The 24,485-nt window shown below is 65.2% G+C and carries 29 protein-coding genes and 1 tRNA gene; 9 read left to right on the top strand and 21 right to left on the bottom strand.

The window, feature by feature from the left end; genetic code table 11:
- Window positions 1-128: 128 nt before the first annotated feature.
- The 6 genes from LDZ27_RS07795 to LDZ27_RS07820 form a co-directional block, all read right to left on the bottom strand.
- Window positions 129-1,136 (bottom strand): asparaginase, encoded by a 1,008-nt coding sequence (locus LDZ27_RS07795; protein WP_244813558.1) that lies wholly within the window; start codon window positions 1,134-1,136, stop codon window positions 129-131.
- Between the two features lie 43 nt (window positions 1,137-1,179).
- On the bottom strand, window positions 1,180-2,106 hold the full coding sequence (locus LDZ27_RS07800) for a CysB family HTH-type transcriptional regulator (RefSeq protein ID WP_244813559.1): 927 nt from the start codon (window positions 2,104-2,106) through the stop codon (window positions 1,180-1,182).
- Between the two features lie 37 nt (window positions 2,107-2,143).
- Complete coding sequence (locus LDZ27_RS07805) at window positions 2,144-3,223, bottom strand: sulfate/molybdate ABC transporter ATP-binding protein (RefSeq protein ID WP_244813560.1); 1,080 nt, start codon at window positions 3,221-3,223, stop codon at window positions 2,144-2,146.
- On the bottom strand, window positions 3,220-4,131 hold the full coding sequence (cysW, locus tag LDZ27_RS07810) for a sulfate ABC transporter permease subunit CysW (protein ID WP_244813561.1): 912 nt from the start codon (window positions 4,129-4,131) through the stop codon (window positions 3,220-3,222). The genes LDZ27_RS07805 and cysW overlap by 4 nt, the downstream gene beginning before the upstream one ends.
- Window positions 4,128-5,018: a sulfate ABC transporter permease subunit CysT gene (cysT, locus tag LDZ27_RS07815; protein WP_244813562.1), complete on the bottom strand. Its 891-nt coding sequence runs from the start codon at window positions 5,016-5,018 to the stop codon at window positions 4,128-4,130. The genes cysW and cysT overlap by 4 nt, the downstream gene beginning before the upstream one ends.
- A gap of 104 nt (window positions 5,019-5,122) precedes the next feature.
- Window positions 5,123-6,169, bottom strand: coding sequence for a sulfate ABC transporter substrate-binding protein (locus LDZ27_RS07820; protein WP_244813563.1), 1,047 nt, complete (start codon window positions 6,167-6,169; stop codon window positions 5,123-5,125).
- 245 nt (window positions 6,170-6,414) lie between these two features.
- Between LDZ27_RS07820 and lexA the strand changes: the two genes are divergently transcribed.
- The 3 genes from lexA (at window position 6,415) to LDZ27_RS07835 (ending at window position 8,236) form a co-directional block, all read left to right on the top strand.
- The gene (gene lexA, locus LDZ27_RS07825) at window positions 6,415-7,083 is read left to right on the top strand and encodes a transcriptional repressor LexA (RefSeq protein WP_244813564.1); all 669 of its coding nucleotides are present in this window, start codon (window positions 6,415-6,417) and stop codon (window positions 7,081-7,083) included.
- 149 nt (window positions 7,084-7,232) lie between these two features.
- Window positions 7,233-7,568 carry a hypothetical protein gene (locus LDZ27_RS07830; RefSeq protein ID WP_244816079.1) on the top strand — a complete coding sequence of 112 codons (336 nt, stop codon included), beginning with the start codon at window positions 7,233-7,235 and terminating at the stop codon, window positions 7,566-7,568.
- Between the two features lie 86 nt (window positions 7,569-7,654).
- On the top strand, window positions 7,655-8,236 hold the full coding sequence (locus LDZ27_RS07835) for a DUF2939 domain-containing protein (protein ID WP_244813565.1): 582 nt from the start codon (window positions 7,655-7,657) through the stop codon (window positions 8,234-8,236).
- A 28-nt stretch (window positions 8,237-8,264) separates the two neighbouring features.
- On the opposite strand, the gene LDZ27_RS07840 is transcribed toward LDZ27_RS07835, so the two are convergent.
- Window positions 8,265-8,774, bottom strand: coding sequence for a universal stress protein (locus LDZ27_RS07840; protein WP_244816080.1), 510 nt, complete (start codon window positions 8,772-8,774; stop codon window positions 8,265-8,267).
- A 318-nt stretch (window positions 8,775-9,092) separates the two neighbouring features.
- Here LDZ27_RS07840 and nodI point away from each other — a divergent pair, with 318 nt between their 5' ends.
- Complete coding sequence (gene nodI, locus LDZ27_RS07845; RefSeq protein WP_244813566.1) at window positions 9,093-10,043, top strand: nodulation factor ABC transporter ATP-binding protein NodI; 951 nt, start codon at window positions 9,093-9,095, stop codon at window positions 10,041-10,043.
- Window positions 10,044-10,130: 87 nt separating this feature from the next.
- Window positions 10,131-10,934: an ABC transporter permease gene (locus LDZ27_RS07850; RefSeq protein WP_244816081.1), complete on the top strand. Its 804-nt coding sequence runs from the start codon at window positions 10,131-10,133 to the stop codon at window positions 10,932-10,934.
- 54 nt (window positions 10,935-10,988) lie between these two features.
- Here LDZ27_RS07850 and gnd read toward each other — a convergent pair whose 3' ends face one another.
- From gnd to LDZ27_RS07865, 3 genes are all read right to left on the bottom strand, one after another.
- Window positions 10,989-11,969 (bottom strand): phosphogluconate dehydrogenase (NAD(+)-dependent, decarboxylating), encoded by a 981-nt coding sequence (gene gnd / locus LDZ27_RS07855; RefSeq protein WP_244813567.1) that lies wholly within the window; start codon window positions 11,967-11,969, stop codon window positions 10,989-10,991.
- Window positions 11,970-11,975: 6 nt separating this feature from the next.
- A complete protein-coding gene (gene tkt, locus LDZ27_RS07860; RefSeq protein ID WP_244813568.1) occupies window positions 11,976-14,069 on the bottom strand; it encodes a transketolase in 2,094 nt (697 codons plus the stop codon).
- A 311-nt stretch (window positions 14,070-14,380) separates the two neighbouring features.
- On the bottom strand, window positions 14,381-15,433 hold the full coding sequence (locus LDZ27_RS07865) for an NADP(H)-dependent aldo-keto reductase (protein ID WP_244813569.1): 1,053 nt from the start codon (window positions 15,431-15,433) through the stop codon (window positions 14,381-14,383).
- A 175-nt stretch (window positions 15,434-15,608) separates the two neighbouring features.
- Here LDZ27_RS07865 and LDZ27_RS07870 point away from each other — a divergent pair, with 175 nt between their 5' ends.
- Both LDZ27_RS07870 and LDZ27_RS07875 read left to right on the top strand, forming a co-directional pair.
- A complete protein-coding gene (locus LDZ27_RS07870) occupies window positions 15,609-17,051 on the top strand; it encodes an MFS transporter (RefSeq protein ID WP_244813570.1) in 1,443 nt (480 codons plus the stop codon).
- Window positions 17,052-17,082: 31 nt separating this feature from the next.
- Window positions 17,083-17,280 (top strand): hypothetical protein, encoded by a 198-nt coding sequence (locus LDZ27_RS07875; RefSeq protein ID WP_244813571.1) that lies wholly within the window; start codon window positions 17,083-17,085, stop codon window positions 17,278-17,280.
- Between the two features lie 21 nt (window positions 17,281-17,301).
- On the opposite strand, the gene LDZ27_RS07880 is transcribed toward LDZ27_RS07875, so the two are convergent.
- The 7 genes from LDZ27_RS07880 to dusA all read right to left on the bottom strand — a co-directional run bounded on the left by LDZ27_RS07880 (window position 17,302) and on the right by dusA (window position 20,943).
- Entirely contained in the window at window positions 17,302-17,631 is a 330-nt protein-coding gene (locus tag LDZ27_RS07880) for a hypothetical protein (RefSeq protein WP_244813572.1), read from the bottom strand.
- Between the two features lie 117 nt (window positions 17,632-17,748).
- Window positions 17,749-18,486, bottom strand: coding sequence for an SDR family oxidoreductase (locus LDZ27_RS07885; RefSeq protein ID WP_244813573.1), 738 nt, complete (start codon window positions 18,484-18,486; stop codon window positions 17,749-17,751).
- Between the two features lie 124 nt (window positions 18,487-18,610).
- Window positions 18,611-18,814, bottom strand: a complete 204-nt coding sequence (locus LDZ27_RS07890; protein WP_244813574.1) for a hypothetical protein — start codon at window positions 18,812-18,814, stop codon at window positions 18,611-18,613.
- 55 nt (window positions 18,815-18,869) lie between these two features.
- Window positions 18,870-19,259 (bottom strand): DUF5594 family protein, encoded by a 390-nt coding sequence (locus tag LDZ27_RS07895; protein WP_244813575.1) that lies wholly within the window; start codon window positions 19,257-19,259, stop codon window positions 18,870-18,872.
- 21 nt (window positions 19,260-19,280) lie between these two features.
- A complete protein-coding gene (locus tag LDZ27_RS07900; protein WP_244813576.1) occupies window positions 19,281-19,583 on the bottom strand; it encodes a hypothetical protein in 303 nt (100 codons plus the stop codon).
- A gap of 136 nt (window positions 19,584-19,719) precedes the next feature.
- Window positions 19,720-19,795, bottom strand: a tRNA-His gene (locus tag LDZ27_RS07905).
- A gap of 143 nt (window positions 19,796-19,938) precedes the next feature.
- Entirely contained in the window at window positions 19,939-20,943 is a 1,005-nt protein-coding gene (gene dusA, locus LDZ27_RS07910) for a tRNA dihydrouridine(20/20a) synthase DusA (RefSeq protein WP_244813577.1), read from the bottom strand.
- Window positions 20,944-21,114: 171 nt separating this feature from the next.
- Between dusA and LDZ27_RS07915 the strand changes: the two genes are divergently transcribed.
- A complete protein-coding gene (locus LDZ27_RS07915) occupies window positions 21,115-21,357 on the top strand; it encodes a hypothetical protein (RefSeq protein WP_244813578.1) in 243 nt (80 codons plus the stop codon).
- 108 nt (window positions 21,358-21,465) lie between these two features.
- Window positions 21,466-21,891, top strand: a complete 426-nt coding sequence (locus LDZ27_RS07920) for a hypothetical protein (RefSeq protein ID WP_244813579.1) — start codon at window positions 21,466-21,468, stop codon at window positions 21,889-21,891.
- 31 nt (window positions 21,892-21,922) lie between these two features.
- On the opposite strand, the gene LDZ27_RS07925 is transcribed toward LDZ27_RS07920, so the two are convergent.
- The 4 genes from LDZ27_RS07925 to LDZ27_RS07940 form a co-directional block, all read right to left on the bottom strand.
- Window positions 21,923-23,035: an enoyl-CoA hydratase/isomerase family protein gene (locus LDZ27_RS07925; RefSeq protein ID WP_244813580.1), complete on the bottom strand. Its 1,113-nt coding sequence runs from the start codon at window positions 23,033-23,035 to the stop codon at window positions 21,923-21,925.
- 27 nt (window positions 23,036-23,062) lie between these two features.
- Entirely contained in the window at window positions 23,063-23,644 is a 582-nt protein-coding gene (locus LDZ27_RS07930; protein WP_244813581.1) for a TetR/AcrR family transcriptional regulator, read from the bottom strand.
- A gap of 130 nt (window positions 23,645-23,774) precedes the next feature.
- Window positions 23,775-23,963 carry a hypothetical protein gene (locus tag LDZ27_RS07935; RefSeq protein WP_244813582.1) on the bottom strand — a complete coding sequence of 63 codons (189 nt, stop codon included), beginning with the start codon at window positions 23,961-23,963 and terminating at the stop codon, window positions 23,775-23,777.
- A 223-nt stretch (window positions 23,964-24,186) separates the two neighbouring features.
- Window positions 24,187-24,474 carry a DUF1488 domain-containing protein gene (locus tag LDZ27_RS07940; protein WP_244813583.1) on the bottom strand — a complete coding sequence of 96 codons (288 nt, stop codon included), beginning with the start codon at window positions 24,472-24,474 and terminating at the stop codon, window positions 24,187-24,189.
- Window positions 24,475-24,485: the final 11 nt, after the last annotated feature.

Genomic DNA, 24,485 nt, shown 5'->3' on the forward strand with positions numbered 1-24,485 from the left:
GGCGGCACGTAGGGTCCGGGAGCGGCACCCGGCGGTGCGCCGGTCAAGCCTTGGTCGGTCAGACGGTTCGCCGTCGGGTGTCCGCGTCGGATTCTTGCAGCGGGTTTTGCTTCAATGCGCGATGCGCGTCAGTACGTATCGAAGAGACGTTGCAGGACAACTGCGTCTTCGCTGCCGGCTGCAAGCGCGAGCATCAGCAGCACGCGCGCCTTGTACGGATTGAGCGTACCCGCGCTGACGGTGCCGAGCGCATCGTCGGAGGCCGCGCCGTTTCGCATCACATGCCCCGAGCCGACGCGCGACGCGCGCACCACGGCGACGCCCGCCTTCACCGCATCCATGAGCGCCTGCGTGAGCGTCGCGTGTATCGAGCCGTTCCCTGTGCCCGATACGACGATGCCCTTCACGCCTGCCGCAACGAGCGCATCCACAGTCACGCGCGAAGCGTCCGCGTAGCTCGCGACGATCTCGACCATCGGCCACGCTTCCGTCACGACGAACTGACTTGCCGTGGTGTGCGGCTTCGTCACCGAGCGCTGGAATTCCACGCGGCCATCCTGCACGAAACCGAGCACGCCGGTCTCGGGGGAACGAAACGCATCGACGGCGTAAGTGCTGATCTTCGTCACATCGCGCGCGCTATGAATCTGGTTGTTGAACGCGACGAGCACGCCCTGTCCCGCCGCATCGTTCGACGCCGCGACCGTCACCGCGTTGAGCAGATTGAGCGGGCCATCAGCGGAGAGCGCCGTGGATGGACGCATCGCGGCGGTCAGCACGACAGGCTTCGCGCTCTTCACCGTCAGATGCAGCATGTACGCGGTTTCTTCGAGCGTATCGGTGCCATGCGTGACGACGACGCCATCGATATCGTCCTGCGCGAGCAGCGCGTTGATTCGCGATGCCAGCGTCGTCCAGAGCGCGGTGCTCATGTCCTTGCTGTCGATGCTCGCGATCTGTTCCGCGTGAATGCGTGCGACGGCGTCGAGTCCCGGCACGGCATCGAGAAGATCGTCCACGCCGACGACGCCCGCTTTGTAGCCCGCCGTTTTCGATGCATCGCCGGCGCGGCCCGCGATGGTGCCGCCCGTCGCCAGCACGGCGATTTGCGGAAGTGAGAGTGTGTGCGTATTCATGCCAGCGATTGTAAATCAGCCGGCATGCGCGCCCGGACGTGCATCAGGCGGCTTCGCGCAACTGCGCGGCGATCTGCGCTTCGTCGAGTTGCGGCGCGAACATCTCGATCAGCCGGTACGCGTATGCGCGCAGGAACGCGCCCTTGCGCAAGCCGACGCGCGTCGTGCTCGCTTCGAACAGATGCTGCGTATCGAGCGCGACGAGTTCCGTGTCGCGCTTCGCGTCATACGCCATCGCCGCGACGATGCCGATGCCCATGCCAAGCTCCACATACGTCTTGATGACATCGGCGTCGATGGCGGTCAGCACGATGTCGGGAATCGCGCCGGCGCTTGCGAACGCCTGATCGACGTGAGAGCGCCCCGTGAAGTCCTGGTCATACGTGACGATCGGATACTCCGCGATCTGTTCGAGCGTGATGTTCTCCCGCCCGACGAGCGGATGATCCTTCGGCACCACGACCGTGTGATGCCACGAATAGCAGGGAAACGTCACGATATCCGGGTAACGGTCGAGCGCTTCGGTGGAGATGCCGATGTCCGCTTCGCCATTGACGATCATCTGCGCGATCTGTTGCGGGCTGCCCTGCCGCAGCGCGAGATGCACCTTCGGAAATACTTCGGTGAACTGACGGATGACCTTCGGCAAGGCGTAGCGGGCCTGCGTGTGCGTCGTCGCAACGACGAGGTGGCCGTTGTCCTGATCCGCGAATTGGCGCGCGACGCGGCGCAGATTCTCCGCATCGAGCAGCATGCGCTCGATGAACTGATGCACTTGCTTGCCCGGTTCGGTCAGTCCCGTGAGCCGCTTGCCACGGCGAACGAAGATATCGACGCCGAGTTCGTCTTCGAGATCCTTGATCTGCTTCGATACGCCCGATTGCGACGTATAGAGCACGTTCGCGACTTCGGTGAGATTCATGTTCTGGCGCACGGCCTCGCGCACGAAGCGCAGTTGCTGGAAGTTCATTGTCCGCCTCTCTTTTTTGATGCCGTTTTATCAATGTTCATTGCGCGGGAAACACGCGCAGCGCGCGCGGCACGGCGCGCACGCCGTCGCCGATGCCGAGCTTCAATGCGCGCCATGCTTCGCGGTCCAGTTCGGCTTCGAGCACGCCGCCCGCGGCGCCTTCCAGTTCGACGCGAACAGAGCCGCCAAGCGTGACCACGCGCCGCACGTCTACCACGATGCCGTCGCGGTGCGCGTCATCCGCGTGATCCGCGCCATCGTCGGCGCGATAGAGCGCGAGATCGTGAGGACGCACATACGCAAGCGCCCGGCCGCTGAAATGGGCGTGCGCCTGGATCGATTGCGCGGCGCCATCGGCGATGAAGCCGTTTGCATCGACGTGTCCCTGCAGGCGGTTGGCCGCGCCGAGAAACTCGTACACGAACGAGGTCTGCGGATGATCGTACACATCCTGCGGGCTGCCCACCTGCTCCACGCGCCCATGATTCATCACGACGATGCGGTCCGCCACTTCCAGCGCCTCTTCCTGATCGTGCGTGACGAAAAGCGTCGAGATATGCAGGTCGTCGTGAAGACGACGCAGCCAGCTGCGCAGTTCCTTGCGCACCTTGGCGTCGAGCGCGCCGAATGGCTCGTCGAGCAGCAGCACTTTCGGTTCGACCGCGAGCGCGCGTGCAAGCGCGATACGTTGCCGCTGCCCGCCCGATAGTTCGGAAGGAAAGCGCTGCGCGAGCCAGTCGAGCTGCACGAGCTTCAGCAGTTCATGCACTTTCTCGCGGATCGCCGCTTCCGACGGACGCTCGCGGCGCGGCTTCACGCGCAAACCGAACGCGACGTTTTCGAACACCGTCATATGCCGGAACAGCGCGTAATGCTGGAACACGAATCCAACTTGCCGTTCGCGCGCGCCGACTTGCGCAACGTCTTCGCCATTCAGCACGACCTGGCCTGCATCGGCATGTTCGAGGCCTGCAATCACGCGCAAAAGCGTGGTCTTGCCGCAACCCGATGGCCCGAGCAGCGCGACGAGTTCGCCCGCCCGAAAGTCGAGCGTGACGTTGTCGAGGGCGGTGAAATCGCCGAAGCGCTTCTGCAAATTGCGAACGATGATGCTCATGATTGCGTTCCTTGGTTCTGTGCGCCAGCGCCGACATCGGCGAGCGATTGCGACATGCGCCGCTCCGCGATCAGCTTGAGCCCGAGCGTGACGAGCGCAAGCAGCGCGAGCAGCGAGGCCACTGCGAACGCGGCCGAGAAGTTGTATTCGTTATAGAGAATTTCGACGTGCAGCGGCATGGTGTCGGTCTGCCCGCGAATATGGCCCGAGACGACCGATACCGCGCCGAATTCGCCCATCGCGCGCGCGTTGCAGAGAATCACGCCATAGAGCAGGCCCCAGCGCACGTTCGGCAGCGTGACGCGGCGAAAGATCTGCCAGCCGGACGCGCCGAGAACGTGCGCGGCTTCTTCCTCGTCGTTGCCTTGCGCCTGCATCAGGGGAATCAGTTCGCGCGCGACGAACGGGAACGTCACGAAGATGGTGGCGAGCACGATTCCCGGCACCGCGAAGATGATCTGCACGTCATGCGCGGCGAGCCACGGACCGAACCAGCCCTGCGCGCCGAACATCAGCACGTAAATGAGGCCTGAAATCACGGGCGAAACCGAAAACGGCAAGTCGATGAGCGTGGTCAGGAGCGCCTTGCCGCGAAACTCGAACTTCGCGATTGCCCATGACGCCGCCAGCCCGAACACGACGTTGAGCGGCACCGCGATTGCGGCCGTCGTCAGCGTGAGCTCGATGGCCGACCACGCGTCCGGGTCCTTCAGCGATTCGAAGTAATAGCCGATGCCTTTCGCGAACGCCTGCGCGAACACCGCGACGAGCGGCACGACGAGAAAAAGCGCGAGAAACAGGAGCGCAATGCCCGTGAGCAGCCAGCGCACGGCGCGCGGCTCGGTGACGGGATCGAGCTTGCGCGCGCTGCGCGCGGCGCTCGTATCGAGCGGCAGTACCTTGCTCATGCGTCACCTCGCGCGACATGAAGCGACGGCGCGGTCGCGGGCGCGGCGCCCGTCCTGCTCGTGCGCCGCTGCAGGAGCCATTGCAGCGTGTTGATGAGGAGCAGCATCAGAAACGACACACACAGCATCACGACGGCGAGCGCGGTCGCGCCCGCGTAGTCGTATTGCTCGAGCTTCGTGATGATGAGCAGCGACGTGATCTCGGACTTCATCGGCACGTTGCCGGCGATAAAAATCACCGAGCCGTATTCGCCGAGCGCACGCGCGAACGCGAGCGCGAAACCCGTCAGCAAGGCCGGAAGCACGGAGGGAAGAACGACGCGGCGAAACGTCAGCCAGCGCGTCGCGCCGAGGCACGCGGCGGCTTCTTCCTGCTCGCGCTCGAAGTCTTCGAGCACGGGCTGCACTGTGCGGACGACGAACGGCAGCCCGATGAACGTGAGCGCAACGAGCACGCCGAGCGGCGTGAACGCGATCTTGATGCCGAGCGGCGCGAGATACTGGCCGATCCATCCGTTGCCCGCGTAGACCGCTGCGAGCGAGATGCCGGCAACCGACGTCGGCAGCGCGAACGGCAGATCGACGATGGCATCGACGATACGCTTCATCGGGAACGTGTAACGCACGAGCACCCACGCGACCAGAAAGCCGAACACCGCGTTGATGAGCGCCCCGCCGAGCGCCGCGCCGAACGTCAGCCGGTAAGAAGCCAGCACGCGCGGCGCCGTGACCGCGCGCACGAATTGCGCCCAGTCGAGCGTCGCTGTCTTGGCGAAGGTCGCGGCGAGCGGTATCAGCACCACGAGGCTCAGATACGCGAGCGTGATGCCGAGCGTCAAGCCGAAGCCCGGCAGTGCGCTCGGCTTGCGCAGAGTGAAAGTCGTCATCCTTGGAACGTCCTATTTCCAGTGCGCCGGGGAGCGCGTGTCGCTACGGGCTTGTGTTGCCGGCGGCGTCGTGGCGCGCCGCTCGGTTTCTCATCTGGTCGCGCTTACTGCGGCTGATAGATCGAATCGAACACGCCGCCATCCGCGAAATGCGTCTTCTGAGCCTTCGCCCAGCCGCCGAAGGTATCGTCGATGGTGTAGAGCTTGAGCTTCGGGAACTGCTTCGTGAGTTCGGCGGGCACTTTGTCCGAGCGCGGACGATAGAAATTGCGCGCGGCGATCTGCTGGCCTTCGTCGCTATAGAGATACTTCAGATATGCCTCGGCGAGCTTGCGCGTGCCGTGCTTGTCGACGACCTTGTCGACCACTGCGACCGGCGGCTCGGCCAGAATGCTCACCGACGGCACCACGATCTCGAACTTCTCCGGACCGAATTCCTTCAGTGAGAGAAACGCCTCGTTTTCCCACGCGATCAGCACGTCGCCCTGACCGCGCTGCACGAAGCTCGTCGTTGCGCCGCGCGCACCCGAGTCGAGCACGCCGGCGTTCTTGTACAGCTTCGCGACGAAATCCTTCGCCGTCTGCTCGTTGCCGCCCGGCTTGTGCTGCGCATAGGCCCACGCCGCGAGATAGTTCCAGCGCGCGCCGCCTGACGTTTTCGGGTTCGGCGTGACGATGGAGACGCCCGGCTTCGTCAGATCGTCCCAGTCCTTGATGTGCTTGGGATTGCCCTTGCGCACGAGGAAGACGATCGTCGAGGTATAGGGCGATGCGTTGTCCGGAAGACGCTTCTGCCAGTCGCCGCCGACGAGACCCTTGCTCGCGAGCGCGTCGATGTCGTAGGCGAGCGCGAGCGTCACGACGTCGGCCTGCAAGCCGTCCAGAACCGCGCGCGCCTGACCGCCCGAGCCGCCGTGCGACTGCTTGAACGTGACCGTTTCGCCGGTCTCGGCTTTCCATTTCTTCGCGAAAGCCTGGTTGAAGTCCTGATACAGCTCGCGCGTGGGATCGTAGGAGACATTCAGAAACGACGTCTCCGCATGCGCCGGAACGCTCGCCCCCACAGTCGCGCCGACGCTCGCCGCCGTCAGTGCGAGCGCCGTCAGCAGTTTCCTCGCGCTGGTTCCCAATCCCGTCCTCGTGCTTTGCATTCCCCGTTCTCCGTCTTATCGAATTGACGGATTCAGTCTAACGAGCCTCCTATATGAACAGAAATAATCGTTTTTCACTTTTTTATATCCGATGATGCTAAGGCCGCAGCGACATCTCACGAGCGATCGGCGGCGGGTGTGCGTCGGGCGCTGCGGCGAGAACTTAAAGTAAAGCTTGAAAACCGCGAAATACTGTATAAAAATACAGTCATTGTTCTTCCACCGTTGCACAGAGGCCCGAGCCAGTGACCAGAACCTCCAAACTAACCGCGCGGCAGCAGCAGGTCTTCGAATTGATCCAGCGCGCGATCGAACGCACCGGCTTTCCGCCCACGCGCGCGGAGATTGCCGCTGAATTGGGCTTCAGTTCGGCGAATTCGGCGGAAGAACACCTGCGGGCACTGGCGCGCAAGGGCGTCATCGAACTGGCGGCGGGTTCATCGCGGGGCATCCGGCTGATCGCGGAAGCGAGCCGGTCGGAGGAACTGCCGCATCAGTTCACGCTGCCGCATCCGAGCATCATGCAGTTGTCCCTGCCACTCGTCGGGCGTGTCGCGGCGGGCAGTCCTATCCTCGCCCAGGAGCACATCGCGCAGCACTACGCGTGCGATCCCGCGCTGTTCTCCAGCAAGCCGGACTATCTGCTGAAGGTGCGCGGCCTGTCCATGCGCGATGCCGGCATCCTCGACGGCGACCTGCTCGCCGTGCAAAAGCGCACGGAGGCGAAGGACGGGCAGATCGTCGTCGCGCGTATCGGCGACGACGTCACCGTGAAGCGCTGGAAGCGCCTGCCGGATGGCGTCGAACTGATCGCGGAGAACCCGGACTACGAGAACATCTTCGTGCGCTCGGGCAGCGGCGAGTTCGCGCTCGAAGGCATCGCGGTGGGCCTGATTCGCTCAGGCGAGTTTTAACGGTCGAGCGGCGACGTCGACGCAAGACGCGCCGAGAGCGTTCGCCTCACCTCACGCCACGCACGACGCGGCGCGTTTCGAATACATCGAGCATGGTCGGCAGCCGAACGCGGCTCGCCGCAGTGCGTCCTATCGTCTGGAGAGTCATGATGGAACGTTTTGCCCGTTTGCTGCCCTTCCGCCAGTTCGGCCGCCTGCGTCATCTGCGCGCGTTGATCTCCTGCGGTGCCACAGCGCGTCCGCGCGCCGAAGCCGCGCCTGATCTCTTCGACGAAATGCCGGCGCTGCCTTCGCGGCAGCCCGCGTTCGCGCGTGTATCGCTTGCTCAGCCCGTCTATGCGGAACCGGCGCCGCGTGCCCCGGTGCGCGTGTACCGCAGCGAGTCGCGGCTCATCATGGTCGGGAAGATCGGCGAAGTGTCGCGCATGATCGACCGCTGTATCGACGAGGAACGCGCGGCGCTGTCGGGCGGCACGCTCGCGTAACTTCGCGTTTGTTTAAATCGCGGGATCGTTCGCGCGTGCGTGTGGTCAATCGGAAAACCGCATCCACGAAGAGGCGCTTTCGCCGCATGTCCCGCACTACCCGTTCTATTGCCGTCAGCCTTGCGGTTCTTGCGCTCGTCGCCGCGCTCGGACTGGTGTACGCGTCGCCGTATATCGCGTTGGAGCGCGTCAAGCGCGCTGCCGATGCGCGCGACGCGCAGACCGTCAATGAGTACGTCGACTTTCCGGCGCTGCGCACGAGCCTGAAGGATCAGGTCGCGGCGCTCCTGACCCGGCGCATCGATGTGCAGAAGAACGGCAATCCGCTCGCCATCATCGGCGCGATGATCGGCGCGGCGCTCGTCGGGCCGCTAGTGGACTCATATGCGACGCCGGACGGCGTAGCCGCCATTCTCAATGGCATCCCGCCTCGCGGCGAGCCCGGCGAACGGCCGCCCGCGCCACGGCAAACCGATAGCCCGACAACCGCCGGCAGCGCGCCAGGAATTGACGCGGAGCAACCGCCGCAAACGACGGCCGGATATCGCGACATCGACACGTTCGTGGTGACGTATCAGCACGGCGTCGGCGATGCCCGCTATTCAGCCATCTTTCATCGCAGCGGTCTGATTTCGTGGAAGCTCGTCGCCGTCGATCTCAACGGCTGACGCGCCTCCGAACGCACGCGCGAACGGCTCACGCGCCGGCTTCGGCCTTCACCGGCTTGGCCGCGTAAGCCGCCTCGTCTTCCGCTTCGGCGGATTCTCCGGCCTGGCAGACGGCCACGAGAATGCTGCACGAGACGCGGTCGAGCAAGGGCGTGTTGCCCGCGCCCATCCACCATCGCGCGAGTCCGCTGCGGCAGCGATGCCCCACGACGACGAGATCCACCTTGAGGTTTTCGGCCAGCGCCGCGATCTCGTCGATCGGATGCCCGAACGCGAAGTGCCCTTGCGCCTGCAAGCCGCGCTCGCGCAGCCATTCGACGCCCTCCTGCAGGATGTCCCGCGCGGCGTCCTCGAAACGCCCGCAGGCCACGTCGGTCAAGAGCCCGGCGCTTTGCGCAATGCTCGAGCGCATGTCCACGACCGCGAGGACGTGCGTTTCGGCGTTGAGATCGAGCGCAAGATTAGCGCCCTGACGCAGTGCCTTGCGGCCTTCTCTGGAGCCGTCGTAGCACAGCAGAATCTTTCTGTAACTTGTCATCATGCCTCCCTGCCGCATCGCGGATTGACTGCGGCGTAAGCTCATCATCGTGCGCCGCGGCAGGCGTGGCAACGATGGAAAACGCTAACCCAATGCGAGGGCGCGCGAGACTGCCCTTTTGACGCTAGCTTGTGCCGTGCCAGATACCCGCACAGCCCCGCCTGGCAAGGCGCCGGCTACGCGTGCCGCATCGCATCGTAAGCGTCCCGCACCGATTCGACTCGCGCGCGCAGCGTGCGGTTGCATGCCGGCGTTGCCCTGGTGCATTGGATTACACTAGCCCGCTGTATTTCCCAGTCAGGCTCGGCAGGCGAACGCATGACAAACCCGAACAGGCCAATCGCAGCGGACGAAACAAGCGCGCCCGCGATCGAATTCAGCGAAGTCAGAAAACAGTACGGCTCGAGAAACGTGGTCGACGGGCTTTCGTTCGACGTGCGCCCGGGCGAATGCTTCGGCTTGCTCGGCCCGAACGGCGCCGGCAAAACGACGACGCTCAAGATGCTGCTCGGCATCACGTCGCCGGATGGCGGCGCGATCAGACTCGTCGGCGAACCGGTGCCGTCGCGGGCGCGCTTCGCCCGCGAGCGCGTCGGCGTCGTGCCGCAGTTCGACAATCTCGATCCCGATTTCACCGTCCGCGAAAATCTGCAGGTCTTCGGCCGCTATTTCGGCATCGACGGGGCGCGCATGAACGCACTCGTGCCGTCGCTGCTCGAATTCGCGCGGCTCGAGAGCAAGGCCGATGCGCGCGTCGGCGAACTGTCGGGCGGCATGAAGCGGCGGCTCACGCTCGCACGCGCGCTCGTCAACGATCCCGATGTGCTCGTGATGGACGAGCCCACGACGGGCCTCGATCCGCAGGCGCGCCATCTCATCTGGGAGCGCTTACGTTCACTGCTCGCGCGCGGCAAGACCATCCTTCTCACGACGCATTTCATGGAAGAAGCCGAGCGCCTGTGCGACCGGCTCTGCGTGATCGAGGAAGGGCGCAAGATCGCGGAAGGCCGGCCGCACGACCTGATTGCTTCGGTAATCGGCTCGGACGTGATCGAAATCTACGGACCCGATCCACAGGCGCTCGCGGTGGAACTCGCGCCGCTCGTCGAGCGCATCGAAGTGAGCGGCGAGACGCTTTTTTGCTACGTCGACGATCCGCAGCCCGTGCACGCGCGCGTCAAGGGACGCGACGGCGTGCGCTACCTGCATCGTCCGGCGAATCTGGAAGATGTATTCCTGCGCCTGACCGGGCGCGAGATGGTGGATTGAAAACCGGCGGACTAGAAACGGGTGGATCAAACAGCGATGGAAACTTTCGACGAAGCGCGCGTCGGCGCGAAAAAGCCTCGCCGCAGCATGCCGCACGCGGACAGCGCCACGCCCTTCTCCGCTGCGCTGCCCGCCAACGCGACGCACTGGATGTCGGTCTGGCGGCGCAATTACCTCGTGTGGAAGAAGCTCGCGATTGCATCGATGATCGGCAATCTCGCCGACCCGATGATCTATCTCTTCGGTCTCGGGCTCGGCCTCGGCCTGATGGTCGGACACGTCGATGGCGTCTCGTACATCGCGTTTCTCGCGGCGGGCACGGTCGCCTCGAGCGTGATGATGTCCGCGAGCTTCGAAGCGATGTACTCGGGCTTTTCGCGCATGCACGTCCAGCGCACGTGGGAGGCGATCATGCACACGCCGCTCACGCTCGGCGACATCGTGCTCGGCGAAATCGTCTGGGCCGCGAGCAAGTCGGTGCTCTCGGGCGTCGCGATCATGCTAGTCGCGGGCGCGCTCGGCTACGCGAGTTTTCCGTCGATGCTGCTCGCGCTGCCCGCGATTGTGCTGACGGGGCTTGCGTTCGCGAGCACGGCGATGATCGTGACCGCGCTCGCACCGAGCTACGACTTCTTCATGTTCTATCAGACGCTCGCGCTCACGCCGATGCTCCTTCTCTCCGGCGTGTTCTTTCCCGTCGCGCAACTGCCCGCGCTCGCGCGGTGCGCGACCGAAGCGCTGCCGCTCTTTCACGCCGTCGAACTGATTCGTCCCGCGATGCTCGGCCGTCCTCTCACCGACGTCGCGCTGCATGCGGGGGTGCTGATCGCGTATGCGGTGCTGCCTTTTTTCGCCTGCGCATGGCTCTTCAGGCGTCGCATGATGAAATGAAAAAGGCGATGGCCCCGCGCGGTCCATCGCCCGATCGCAGCTAAAAACGACGCGTTACTTCACCGGAAACTCGTTGTGACCGCCGAAGCCGAAGCGCATCGCGGAAAGCAGCCGCTCCGGAAAAAGGTCGGCGTCGCGCGAGCGGAAGCGCGTGTACAGCGCCGCCGATAGCACCTGCGCCGGCACCGCTTCCTCGATGGCAGCCTGAATCGTCCAGCGCCCCTCGCCGCTATCGGCCACTTCGCCCGAGAAGTGTTCTAGCCCGCTATCGCCCGCGAGCGCGCCCGCCGTCAAGTCCAGCAGCCACGACGACACCACGCTGCCGCGCCGCCACACTTCCGCGATATCGGCGAGATCGAGCGTGTAGCGCTCGTTTTCGGCGAGATCCGTCGATTCCTTGTGCTTCAGGATGTGGAAGCCTTCGGCATACGCCTGCATCAGCCCGTACTCGATGCCGTTGTGCACCATCTTCACGAAGTGTCCCGATCCGACCGGCCCGCAGTGCATGTAGCCGTTCTCGACGCGCGGATCGCGCCCTTCGCGGCTGGGCGTCGCGGGAATGTCGCCGCGTCCCGGCGCGAGCGTCGCGAGGATCGGATCGAGCCGGCGCACGACGGCTTCGTCGCCGCCGATCATCATGCAGTAGCCGCGTGTCAGGCCCCAGACGCCGCCCGACGTGCCGACATCCACGTAATGCACGCCCTGCTCGCGAAACCGCGCCGCGCGGCGGATGTCGTCCTTGTAGAAGCTGTTGCCGCCGTCGATCACCACGTCGTCGGCCTGCAGGATGTTGTGCAGGTCGTCGAGCGTGTCCTCGGTGATCTTGCCCGCGGGCAGCATCAGCCAGATCACGCGCGGCGCGCCGAGCTTCGAGACGAGATCGCCCAGGTTTTCCGTGCCGGTCGCGCCTTCGCTTGCGAGCGCGTCCGTCGCCTGCGGATTGTGGTCGTACACGACGCAATCGTGTCCGCCGCGCATCAGACGTCTGCCGATATTGCCGCCCATACGCCCCAAACCTACGATGCCGATTTGCATGGTCGATTACTCCGCCGGATTGGACTTGACGCGCTCGAGCTGCTTTTTCGCAGCCTCGTAGACGCCTTCGAGCGTGAAGCCGAACTTCGTCTTGAGCGCCTTGAGCGGAGCCGATGCCCCGAACGTGTGCATCACGATGGTCGCGCCGAAGCGCCCGACGTAGCGATCCCAGCCGAGCGTCGCGGCCTGCTCCACCGCGACGCGCGCGTGTACGTCCGGCGGCAGCACCGAATCCTTATAGGCGTCGTCCTGCTTCTCGAAGATGTCCCAGGACGGCATCGACACCACGCGCGCCGCGACGCCCTCGCTCTTCAGCTTCTCGTAGGCCTCGACGCACAGCGACACTTCGCTGCCCGTCGCGAGCAGCAGCACCTCGGGCTTCTTGCCGCCGTCGGCATCGGCGAGCACGTAGGCGCCGCGCCGCACGCCTTCGGCCGACGCGTACTTCGTGCGGTCGAACGTCGGCAGCGGCTGGCGCGTCACGACGATGCACGACGGCTCCTTCGAAAACGACAGCGCGACGCGCCATGCTTCGGCCACTTCGTTCGCATCGGCGGGACGCAGCGTGCATAGCCCCGGCACGCCGCGCAACGAGGCGAGCTGCTCGATCGGCTGATGCGTCGGACCGTCTTCGCCCACGCCGATGGAATCGTGCGTGAACACGTAAATGACCGGCACTTCCATGATCGCGGAGAGGCGGATCGGCGGCTTCATGTAGTCGCTGAAAATCAGGAACGTCGACGCGAACGGCCGCATGTTGGAAAGCGCGAGCCCGTTCGCGACCGAGCCCATGCCGTGCTCGCGAATGCCGAAGTGCAGGTTGCGCCCGGCGTAGTTGTCGTGCTCGAAGCTGCCCGCGCCTTCGAACTTGAGGTTCGTTTTCGTCGATGGCGACAGGTCCGCCGCGCCGCCGATCATCCACGGAACGCGTTGCGCGATCGCGTTGAGCACCTTGCCCGACGATTCCCGCGTCGCGATGCCTTTCGCATCCGGCTCGAACGTCGGAATGTCCGCGTCCCAGTTGTCGGGCAGCTTCGATTGCAGCATCTGCCACAGTTGCTTCGCGAGTTCGGGGCTTTCCTTCTCGTAATCGTCGAAACGCTGCTTCCATTGCGCGTGCGCCGCCTTGCCGCGCGCGCCCATGCCGTCGGCGAAGTGCTGCATCACGCCCTCGGGCACGAGAAACTGCGCGTCCTCCGGCCAGCCGTAGAACTTCTTCGCCTGCCGGATTTCCTCTTCGCCGAGCGGCTCGCCGTGCGCGGACGCCGTGTCCTGCTTGTTCGGCGCGCCCCAGCCGATGATGCTTTTCACGACGATCAGCGTCGGCCTGTCGGTCGTCGCCTTAGCCTGATTGAGCGCGGCTTCGAGCGCGGCGGCGTCGTTGGCGTCGTCGACATGCAGCGTGTTCCAGTTGTAGCCGCGAAAGCGCGATTCGACGTCGTCGCTGTAGGCGAGATCGGTGTGGCCTTCGATGGTCACGCGGTTGCTGTCGTAGATCCAGATGAGGTTCGATAGCTGGAGATGCCCCGCGAGCGATGCCGCTTCGTGCGAGACGCCTTCCATCATGTCGCCGTCGCCGCAGAGCGCGTAGACGCGGTAATCGAAAAGCGGCGCGCCCGACTTGTTGAAGTGCGCCTCCTTCCAGCGCGCGGCCATCGCCATGCCGACGCTGTTGCCGAGACCCTGGCCGAGCGGTCCGGTCGTCGTCTCGACGCCCGACGTCATGCGGAACTCGGGGTGACCCGGCGTCTTGCTGTCGAGCTGGCGGAACTGCTTGATGTCGTCGATCGACACCGCGGGCTTGCCGGTCGGATTGCCGTGCTCGTCCACTTCCTTCACGCCCGCGAGATGCAGCAGCGAATAGAGCAGCATCGACGCGTGCCCGACCGACAGCACGAAGCGGTCGCGGTTCGGCCAGAGCGGCGCGTCGGGGTCGTAGCGCAGATGGTTCTGCCAGAGATGGAACGCGACCGGCGCGAGCGCCATCGGCGTGCCGGGGTGGCCGGAATTGGCTTTCTGCACGGCGTCCATCGACAGCGTGCGGATGGTGTCGATCGCCAGGCGATCCAGATCTTGGGACTGCGGCGTTGCTTGAGACATGAGCGACGACTCCTTTGCTAAGAGCGCGCTGGGGCACGAGGGGCGCCGCAGCGGGCAACCAGGACCATCGAGCAAGTGCGGTGCCTTGCAACACGCGCCGCACCCGGTGCGAGAAGCCGCGCGCCCGGTCGGTCGAGCGCGCGCGGCTTTCAGAAGGACGCGGACGCGCGCTTTTCAGGTGCGCGTCCGGTGAATCAGCCGGGCGAGTTTTTCATCGCGTGATGCGGTGAAGAGGCAACGCCCGGATACGTCAATGCTGACAGATTCGCGTGACAGCGTCGCATGACAGCGTCGCGTGACAGCGGCTGTCGTCACGGCGCCGGGTTCGGCTGGCGTTCGTGCAGCGCGTCGATCTCGGCGAGAATTTCATCGGACAGTTCGATTTCCACGCTCGCGATATTCTCCTTCAACTGCGCCATCGATGTCGCGCCGATGAGCGTGCTCGTCGTGAAACGCCGCGAGTTGACGAACGCGAGCGCGAGCTGCGCCGGCGTAAGGCCGTGGCGCTTCGCGAGTTCCACGTAGGACGACGTCGCGGCGATCGCCTGCGGCTTGCTGTAACGCTGGAAGCGCTCGAAAAGCGTGATGCGCGCGCCCGCCGGACGCGCTCCGCCCTCGTACTTGCCGGACAGCCAGCCGAACGCGAGCGGCGAATACGCGAGCAGGCCGATGCCTTCCTTGTGCGTGAATTCGGAGAGGCCCAGTTCGAAAGTGCGGTTCACGAGGCTGTACGGATTCTGAATGCTGACGATGCGCGGCAGGCCCGCCTTCTCAGCCGCGCGCAGGAATTGCGCGACGCCCCACGGCGTTTCGTTCGATACGCCGATGTGACGAATCTTGCCCGCCTTCACGAGACGCCCGAGCGCGTCGAGCGTTTCCTCGATGGGCACCGTGTATTCGTCGTCGATGTACGGGTACGCCGCGCGGCCGAACGTCATCGTGCTGCGGTCGGGCCAGTGCAACTGATACAAGTCGACGTAATCGGTTTGCAGGCGCTTCAGGCTGCTGTCGACGGCTTCGTCGATGTTCTTGCGGTCGAACTGATTGCCCGCGCCGCGAATGTGACGCGGATTGTGCGGCTGGCGCGCGGGACCGGCGATCTTCGTCGCGAGCACGATATCGCCGCGCTTGCCCGGATTCTTCGCGAGCCAGGTGCCGATGTATTCCTCGGTGCGGCCTTGCGTCTCGGGGCGCGGCGGGACCGGATACATTTCGGCGGCATCGATCAGGTTCACGCCTTGCGCGAGCGCGTAGTCGATTTGTTCGTGCGCCTCGCTCTCGGTGTTCTGCTCGCCCCAGGTCATGGTGCCGAGCCCGATGAGGCTCACGTCGACGCCCGAATCGCCCAGTTTCCGATACTTCATCGCTTCGTTCCTTTTTTCGTTGACGCCCGCTGGCGAAGTTCACGGCAGACTTTGCCGACAACCGCAGAAACTACCATAGGCGCGCGAGGTCTGCTCCCGCGGCTAGAATGGCGAGCCGCCTTCGCGAGCGAAGCTTGCGGATGGCTTTCCGCCCGAACATTGCGCATCCGACACGATGTCCTCTTCCACTCTCTCAACCGAGCCGCAGCCCGACGACGCGAAGCGCGGTTCGTCGCTGATCGTGACGCTCGTCGCCGCGACGTTCTTCATGGAGAACCTCGACGGCACGATCATCGCGACCGCGCTGCCGCAAATGGCGCGCTCGTTTAACGTGCATCCCGCGGACATGAGCCTCGGCATCACGTCCTATCTGCTGACGCTCGCGGTATTCATCCCGATCAGCGGCTGGGCCGCCGACCGCTTCGGTCTGCGCACGGTGTTCGGCAGCGCGATCGCGGTGTTCACGGCGGCGTCCGTGCTGTGCGGCGCGACTTCGACATTGCCCGCGTTCACGGCGGCGCGCGTGCTGCAGGGCATCGGTGGCGCGATGATGGTGCCCGTCGGCCGTCTCGCCGTGCTGCGCGCGACTCCGAAAGACGGCCTCATGCGCGCGATCTCCATCATCACCTGGCCGGGACTTGTCGCGCCGGTCATCGGACCGCCGCTCGGCGGCTTTATCACGACCTATTCGTCGTGGCGATGGATTTTCTATCTGAACGTGCCGCTCGGCATCATCGGTTTGCTGCTGACGCTGCGCCATGTCGGCAACGTGCGCGAGGGCGCGACGCGCCGCTTCGATTTCTCGGGCTTCGCGCTGTGCGGCATCGCGTGCACGACGCTCTTGTACGCGATGGAACTCATCGGCCGCAACGACGCGCCGTGGGCGCTTGTCGGCGCGCTCGTCGCCGTGGGCGTGGCGGCGGGCTTCGCGTCATGGCGGCATCTGCGGCGCGTGACGCAGCCGGTCGTCGATCTGTCGGCGCTGAAGGTGCAGACCTTCGCCGTCGCGATGGGCGGCGGCTCGCTTTTCCGCATCGCGATCAGCGCCGCGCCGTTTCTGCTGCCGCTCATGTTCCAGGTCGGATTCGGCATGAACGCGTTCGAATCCGGGCTGCTCACGCTCGCCGTGTTCGCCGGCAATCTTGGGATGAAAGTCGTCACCACGCCGGTCATGCGGCGCTTCGGCTTCCGGCCCGTGCTGATGGTGAACGGCGCGCTCGCGGCCCTCTCGCTCGCCGCGATGAGCCTGCTCACGCCATCCACGCCGAAGCTCCTGATCGCCGCCGTGCTCTTCGCGAGCGGCCTGTCGCGCTCGCTGCAGTTCACGGCAATCAACACGCTCAGCTTCGCGGACGTCCCCAAAACGCAGATGAGCGGCGCGTCGGCGCTTTCGAGCACGCTCTTTCAGATGTCGATGGGCGTGGGCGTCGCCATCGGCGCGATCGCGCTGCGCATCGGCGAATGGCTGCACGGACACGACGCGCATTCCATCGCCGCGAACGATTTCGACGTCGCGTTCGTGATCGTGGCGATCGTGGGCGCGCTGGGCGTGGTCGACTTTCGGCGGCTGCCGAAGGACGCCGGTGCGCTGGTTTCGGGACACGCGAAGGGACGCTAAAGAATGGGCGCGGGCAGCCGTTAAACGGCCCATGAACCTGCAAAGCCTCGACTCGATCGCCGCGCTGAGCGAAGCGGTCGCCGCCATCCGCCATGCGCGCGGACTGAAGAATCCAGACGACGTGCCAGGCGGCACGCCGGAATGGAAAGCCGTGAGCGACGCCTTCGCCGACGACTTCCTGCGCGCCCTCGACGGCGAACCGAGCGTGCGCGCGTGGTGGGCGTTCTAGGCAGGCGCGCGTTGCTGCCGTTCAGCGCCTGAGCCCGTCGAGCCATCCGAGCGCGATCGCCGCGTTGACGATCACGCCGGCAGCCGCCGCGAGCGCGGCGATCATCGTCCAGAACGCGGACCGGCGCGACGCCTCGGCCGACTCGCGTGCGAGCCGCGCTGCATCGTTCGCGGACGACACCGACGCGAACATCGCGCGGAACTGTTCGTCCTGACGCGCGGCCTCGTTCTCGCGCAGCCGCTCGCTGGCGGAGGATGCTTCGGCGTCGGCGCGCATTGCCGCTTCGCCCACTGCTTCGTCGCGCCGCTGTCGCCCTTCCTGCGTTCTCTTTTTCGCTTCGTCGTCGCTCATCGTCTTGGCCCTGTCGTGACCTTTCGCGATTGTGTCGTCGCGCCGATGAACGCGCGCGACGGCTCCGCGATTTCCCGATATGGCTAGAGCGCCCGGCGAGCGATCGGCGACGCGCGCTCAGAGCTGACTCATGCCGCCGTCGATCACGATTTCGGTGCCGACGATGAACCCCGCTTCCTGCGATGCGAGCAGCAGCACCGTCGCCGCCACTTCGCTCGCCTTGCCGAAGCGGCCGAGCGGAATCTGGGCTTTCAGGCCGGCGGCGGCTTCATCGACGAGACCGAGCTTCGCGTGCAGCGGCGTCGCGACAGGACCGGGGCTCACGACGTTCACCCGCACGCCGCGCGGCAGCAGTTCGGCCGACAGCGTCTTCGCGAGCGACGCGAGCGCGGCCTTGCTCGCCGCATACACCGACGACGCCGGCATGCCGATATGCGCGTTGATCGACCCGTTGAGCACGATCGACGCGCCGTCGTTGAAAAGCGGCACGAGCGCCTGGATCTGGAAGTACGGGCCTTTGACGTTGATCGCGAAGGTCTCGTCCCAGGCGCGTTCGTCGATTTCGGAAAATGGAGCGAACGTGCCGACGCCCGCGTTGACGAACATCGCGTCGAGTCTCACGTCCTCGTTTTTCAGATGTTCGGCAAGCTTGCGCGCCGCCGCGACCGTGCCGGCGACATTGCGTATCGCGATGGCGTCGTGGCCGAGCGATGCGCGCGCCGTCGCGAGCGAGGCCTCGTCGCGGCCCGTTATGACGACGCGCGCGCCTTCGGCCGCGAACGCCTGCGCGGCTGCCAGCCCGATGCCGCTGTTTCCGCCGGTGACGAGCACCGTCTTGCCTTCGAAGCGATTCATGACGTTCTCCTGTGAACGTTGATCAGTGTGAAGGCATTATCGGCGGGCGTTGCGCGCGTGCCGTGCGGCGTTCGCGATGCACTCGTGCGAAGGCGTCGAACGTCTTGCGAACGCGCCGACGCGCTCAGCGATCGCTCGACATGGCCTTGAGGCGGTCGTTGCCGGCGTCGCGGGCGGCGTCGGCGGTGGCGAAGTTTTCTTCCGAGACCATCGCGCGCTTGACGTCGCCCGCCGCGAAGTCGACGAGCGCGATAACCCACACGAAACCGCCCGCCTGCTCCGCCGTTTGCACGAATGCGCGCAGCTTCCCTTCATTCGACGATGCCATTTCATCCTCCGAACTGGTGAACGAACCTGTTTGACGGCGATACGAGCGATACTGTTCACGCCTCGAAGTCGAGGCCGCCGAGCAGCACGGACGGCTCGCTTTGCGAACGCGTCGCGATGTCGACTTCGCGCGCGCCTTCCCAGGCGTCGAGCTTGCGGGCGAGCGCGTCCAGATACCGCTGCAGGCGCGCGTCTCCGCCTGGGCGCAGAAGGCGCTCGATTTCGTCGTCGTCCCAGGTGAGATACACGTTGAGATCGAACGGATAGCGGCGCGCGCGTTCGCCGTCGTGATGCGGCGCGGCGCTTACGCGCAGTCGTGTCGGCTGATGTGGATAGTCGCCCGGCACGATCTCGACTTGCAGTGCGCGACCCAACTCCCGCGCGATGCGCTCGGCGATGCGCGGCATCCATTCCGTTTCGAAGCTAAGTGCCTGTTCGCGATTCAACGTGGCTCCTCCGGTCGATGCTCATACCGGCGGCAAATCTTCGAGCGATTTTTCGATCTGCCCTTCCTGCACGCGCGCCTCGATGCCGACGTGGCCGTTCGCGTAAGGCAAGGCGGTGACTTTTGGGCCGAGAAAGGTCCGGCCGCCGAGCGTGAAGAGCGTGCGCACTTCCTTGCCGCTCCTGATGGCGTCCACGACTTGGCGGACGTCCACGATGGTGGTCGGAGCCGCCCACTTGTTCGTGGCGGAATCGAAGCTGCCCCAGCGGACGTTGGTCACGCGGTCGTTGACCCAACGCACGCCGTCGATCGCCAAAGTAGCCATAGGTGCCTCCATGGTCGTCGTTCGGGGTGGTGGTTCGAAGATGCTAGCACGGTGGGGCGGGAGTGGCGTGGAGCGCGTGCCGAGAGCAGAAAAACAAAAAGCCCAGTCATCGGACTGGGCTTTTGCTTGAATGCTTTGGGGTGGCTGATGGGACTCGAACCCACGACGACAGGAATCACAATCCTGGACTCTACCAACTGAGCTACAGCCACCACTGAACAACGATCTACTGCTTCTCCCTTCGACAAGATTGCCTGCCGATCGAGAAGCGAGATTATACGAACAAACTTTCCGGTTGCCTAGCCCTTCGCGAGCATTGTTTTTCGATGACTCGATAACATCCGCGTCCGCGGTTCTACGACTCGATCGCCTCGACGGCATCGCGCAAGTGACTGCGCGCTTCGTCGAAAATAGAGAGATCGCCCTTCGCCAGCCGGCGACTGTCCGACAGCACGCGCCGCCATCCCCGTGCACCCGCGACGCCCCGATACAAGCCGAGCGCATGACGCGTCACCGCGCCGAGATACGTGCCGCGTGCGAGTTCCGCGCGCGCATAGTCGATCAGCCCGGCCTCAATTTCCTCGCGCGTCGGCACGGGCGTGGCGGCGCCGTAAAAGCGCGTGTCGACGTCCGCGAGCACATACGGATTGTGATAAGCCTCGCGCCCGAGCATGACGCCATCGACGTGCTTCAGGTGCTCTTCGACTTCGTCGAGCGTCTTGATGCCGCCGTTGATCGAAATCTCCAGATGCGGAAAATCGCGCTTCAATCGGTACGCATAGTCGTACTTGAGCGGCGGAATTTCGCGATTCTCCTTCGGGCTCAGTCCCTTCAAAATCGCATTGCGCGCGTGGACGATGAACACTTCGCAGCCCGCGTCCGCGACCGTGCCCACGAAGTCGCGCACGAACGCATAGTCCTCGACGGCATCCACGCCGATGCGATGCTTGACCGTCACCGGAACGGACACGGCGTCGCGCATCGCCTTCACGCAATCCGCGACGAGCCGCGGCTCTTTCATCAGGCATGCGCCGAATGCGCCGCGCTGCACGCGCTCGGACGGGCAGCCGCAATTCAGGTTGATCTCGTCGTAGCCCCATTGCTCGCCGAGCTTCGCGCATTTCGCGAGATCTTCCGGCTCGCTGCCGCCGAGTTGCAGCGCGACGGGCGCCTCTGCGGGCGTGAACGCGAGATGCCGCGCGACGTCGCCGTAGAGGAGCGCGCCCGTCGTCACCATTTCGGTATAAAGCCAGGCATGACGCGATATCAGCCGATGCAGCGAGCGGCAATGGCGATCCGTCCAGTCCATCATGGGCGCGACGGACACGCGGCGGGGGCTGCTTTTGGACACTGCGGACATGGCGAGGGGAGATGTCGATTTTGCGGGCGAATCGAGAATTTTACCGCAGCGCGCCAAAACGGATCGAGCGCACGTCGGGTCGTCGGCGGGACGAATCTTTCGCGCCGACGGCTGTCACACGTGAACGTGCGGCGCATCGCGCGGCACTCACGCGGAGTCCGGGAGAAAGAGATGACGAAGCAACTGATGGCGGCGACCGCCGCGCTCTGCGTAGCGCTGGCAGCAAACGCGCAGACCGCGCGCCCGGATGATGGCGCATCGATGGTGAAGCCGCCGGACGCGCCCGGCTCGCCCGCAGCCAGCGCGACGCGTCCGGATAATCCCGACAACATGCCCGTCAAGCGGCCCGCGCCGCCGCCCAATAGCGATCGAATGCTGCATCACAGCCCGGCGAGCGACGCTATCGCGAAGTAAGCGCCCGTGAGCCGGTGTGACGGCCGCCGGCGGTCGAACGCGCGCCCCTATAATGGCGCTCGTCATTAATCGAGCGAACCGCGCCCTCGTCCGCAAGCGGTCCAGCCCATGCAAAAACTCATTCTGCCGTTAGTCTCCGGTTTTCTTGCCGCCCTGTTTTTCCGCGAATCGACGCTCGCGCTTCTCCATGCTGCCGGCTTGATCGATCCGGCCGGTTTCTCCACCGCCCCGTTTCTTCCGCTGGGTCTGCCCGAGTTCATCGCCAATGCGCTGTGGAGCGCGGTCTTCGCCGTGCTGATGGCCTGGCTGCTGCGCGTCGCGCCCGAGCGCCGCGCGCCGTGGATCGGTGCGCTCGTGTTCGGCGGTATCGTGCTGACGGCGGTGAGCGTGTTCGTCATCGACCCCGTACGCGGCATCTGGCCGAGCGGCAACATGCTGCCGCGCCTGGCCCCAGGCTTTATCGCGAACGCGATCTGGGGCTGGGGCGCGCTCGTGTTCATGCGCGCGTTCATGGCAGGCAGCGAACGCGACTGAGCCGGCGGCACGCTTCGCGCCCCCCCTTCCCTCAATCCTTCAAAAGCCGCAGCGGATGCGCCGCCGGCGTCCACGCACTTTCGAACATGCGCTCGACGTCTCGCGACTGAACATCCTCGGCGCACGCGACCTTCCAGCGCGGCTGATCGTCCTTGTCGACGATGCGCGCGCGAATGCCCTCCGCCACGTCGCCGCGAGCGAACACCGAACGCGCGAGATCGAGGTCGCGGCGCAGCGTTTCGGCCATCGTCGAGAAGCGCGCGCGATCGACCTGCTGAAGCGCCACGTCCACCGAGAGCGGCGAACGCTCGCGCAACTCCGCCGCCGTGCGCCGCGCCCACTCGTGACCGCTCGTCTCCGCTTCGCGCTGGAGCGAGGCCAGTATCGCCGCGCCGTTGCCGGCCGCGAAGTGCTTGTCGATGAGCGAGCGCGCCCGGGCGAGCGCGCTCGCGTCGGGAATCGGCGCGACCTTGTGCTTCGTCGTCTCGTTTTCGACGAAGCGCACGATATCCACGCCATCGAGAAAACGCTGATGCCGCAGCGACTCGACGAGACCTGGCAGCGCGCCGTCGTCGAGATAGGCGTCGGCCATGCGCGCATACAGCGCGTCGGCGGCGCCCATGCTCGCGCCCGTGGCGGCGAGATAACGGCCGATCGCACCCGGCGTGCGCGCCAGGAACCACGTCACGCCGACGTCCGGAAAGAAACCGATGCGCGTCTCGGGCATCGCCATCTTCGTGGACTGGGTAACGATGCGCAGGCCGCCCGTATGGTGCGCGCCCTGCGAGATGCCCATGCCGCCGCCCATCACCACGCCGTTCACCACGGCGATGTAGGGCTTCGGGAACGTGAAGATCGCGTGATTGAGCTTGTATTCGTCGGTGAAGAACGCGTCGATGGCATCGCGGTCGCCCGCCTTCGCCGCTTCGTGCAGAAAGCGGATATCGCCGCCCGCGCAAAACGCGCGGACGTGCGGGCTATAGACGACCACGGCGCGAATCGCCTGATCGTGACGCCATGAGCGCAACGCCTCGCTGATGGCGCGCAGCATCGGCGCGGTCAGCGCATTGAGTGCCTTCGGACGATCGAGCGCAATGAAGCCGATGCCGTTGGCGGTGTCGATACGGATGTCTTCGGTGGTCATCGTGTTGAAGTCGAAACGTTCCTTCGGTCAATTCGAAGCGCACGCGGCAAGCCATGTATCGAGCGACAACTCGACGAGCTGCCCCGCCGTCGTCCCGGGCAGCGCCGCACCGCTCAATTCCAGCGCGACGATGCCGTGCAAATTCGCCCAAAGCGCCTGCGCCCACGCGGCAGGCGCGGCATCGCGCGGCAGGCGGCCCGCTCTGCGCAACTCCGCGAAAGCATCGGCGACGAGGGCGAGCGTTCCACCGCCGGCGTCTTCCGCCTGCTCTGCCGCCTCCATGAACATGAGCCGATACGTTTCCGGCTCGGCAAGCCCGAAAACGACATACGCGCGGGCCAGCGCCCTCACGCGCGCCGCTGCATCGGCGATGCCCGCGTGCGGCGCGAATGCGGCACGCAGTTGCGCGTGCCCTTCTTCGCGCAGCGCCCGGGCGATTTCCGCGCGGCTCGCGAAATGAAGATACAGCGCGGCCGGCGAGTAGTCGATGGCGTCCGCGAGCTTGCGCATCGATAGCGACGCGAGGCCCTCGCTTCGAACGATGCCGCGCGAAACTTCGAGTATGCGCTCACGGAGCGCCTCGCGCTGCTGCCGCTTATGTTGTCGCAATTGCCGTGTCCGCTCTACGTCCTGACTCATGCGAGGCATTGTCGGCACCGCCATATTGACGCCGGTTGTGGAAGTCGGCTCGGGAATCGGCTCTGTTCTGGACTGCGATGCGCGACGCCCCACGCGCGCGTCAGACGATCATCGGGCCGTCGTCGTCGCGGCGTGCCGCGGACGCCGCGCGATACAGCGGCTCGTCGGAATCGCCGAGAACGACCGACGCAAACACGATGCAAAAGCCAAGAATCAGCACACCGACAGCCGCCCAGATGAGCCAAAGCGCGTTGGACTCGGCGAGCGAGTGGAGAAAGGAATGAAACATGACGACCCCGGGCGATTTTTATAATGGATGCTCTGTGCAGCAGTGGCTGCCGAGCAAGTTGCATGCCGTGCGAATCGCATCGCGTGCGGCATATTGACGCCGTCATGGTACTCCGATGGCGATGCGCGCGAAAGCACGCCCAGCGAGGTTTTCGCGGTGAACAACATCGCTCCTTCGGCGCAATGCAGGCCTTACACCGTATGCGTGTAAGAGAGGCGCGCCCTCACCCGGCGATGACGCGTCCCGGCGGAAAATGCCCACTCTTGAGAAGCACGGGCATGCCGTTCGTCACGCTCAGGTGCTCGCGCGCGACCGCCTCGATGTGCGCGCGGCCTCGAATGAACGCGTCGATCCAGCCGGTGCTGTCATACGTCTGCGCGCCGAAATGGTCTTCGAGGGCCTCGACGGAAATGGCGCACGGCACACGCCGTCCGTCGACGAGCGCGGCGAATTCGACGGTGAGGTTGGATTCGCGATAATCGGGCGCGTCGGGGAGAAAGCGAATGTCCATGATGATCTCGT

The organism is Caballeronia sp. Lep1P3, assembly GCF_022879595.1.
Classification (GTDB): domain Bacteria; phylum Pseudomonadota; class Gammaproteobacteria; order Burkholderiales; family Burkholderiaceae; genus Caballeronia.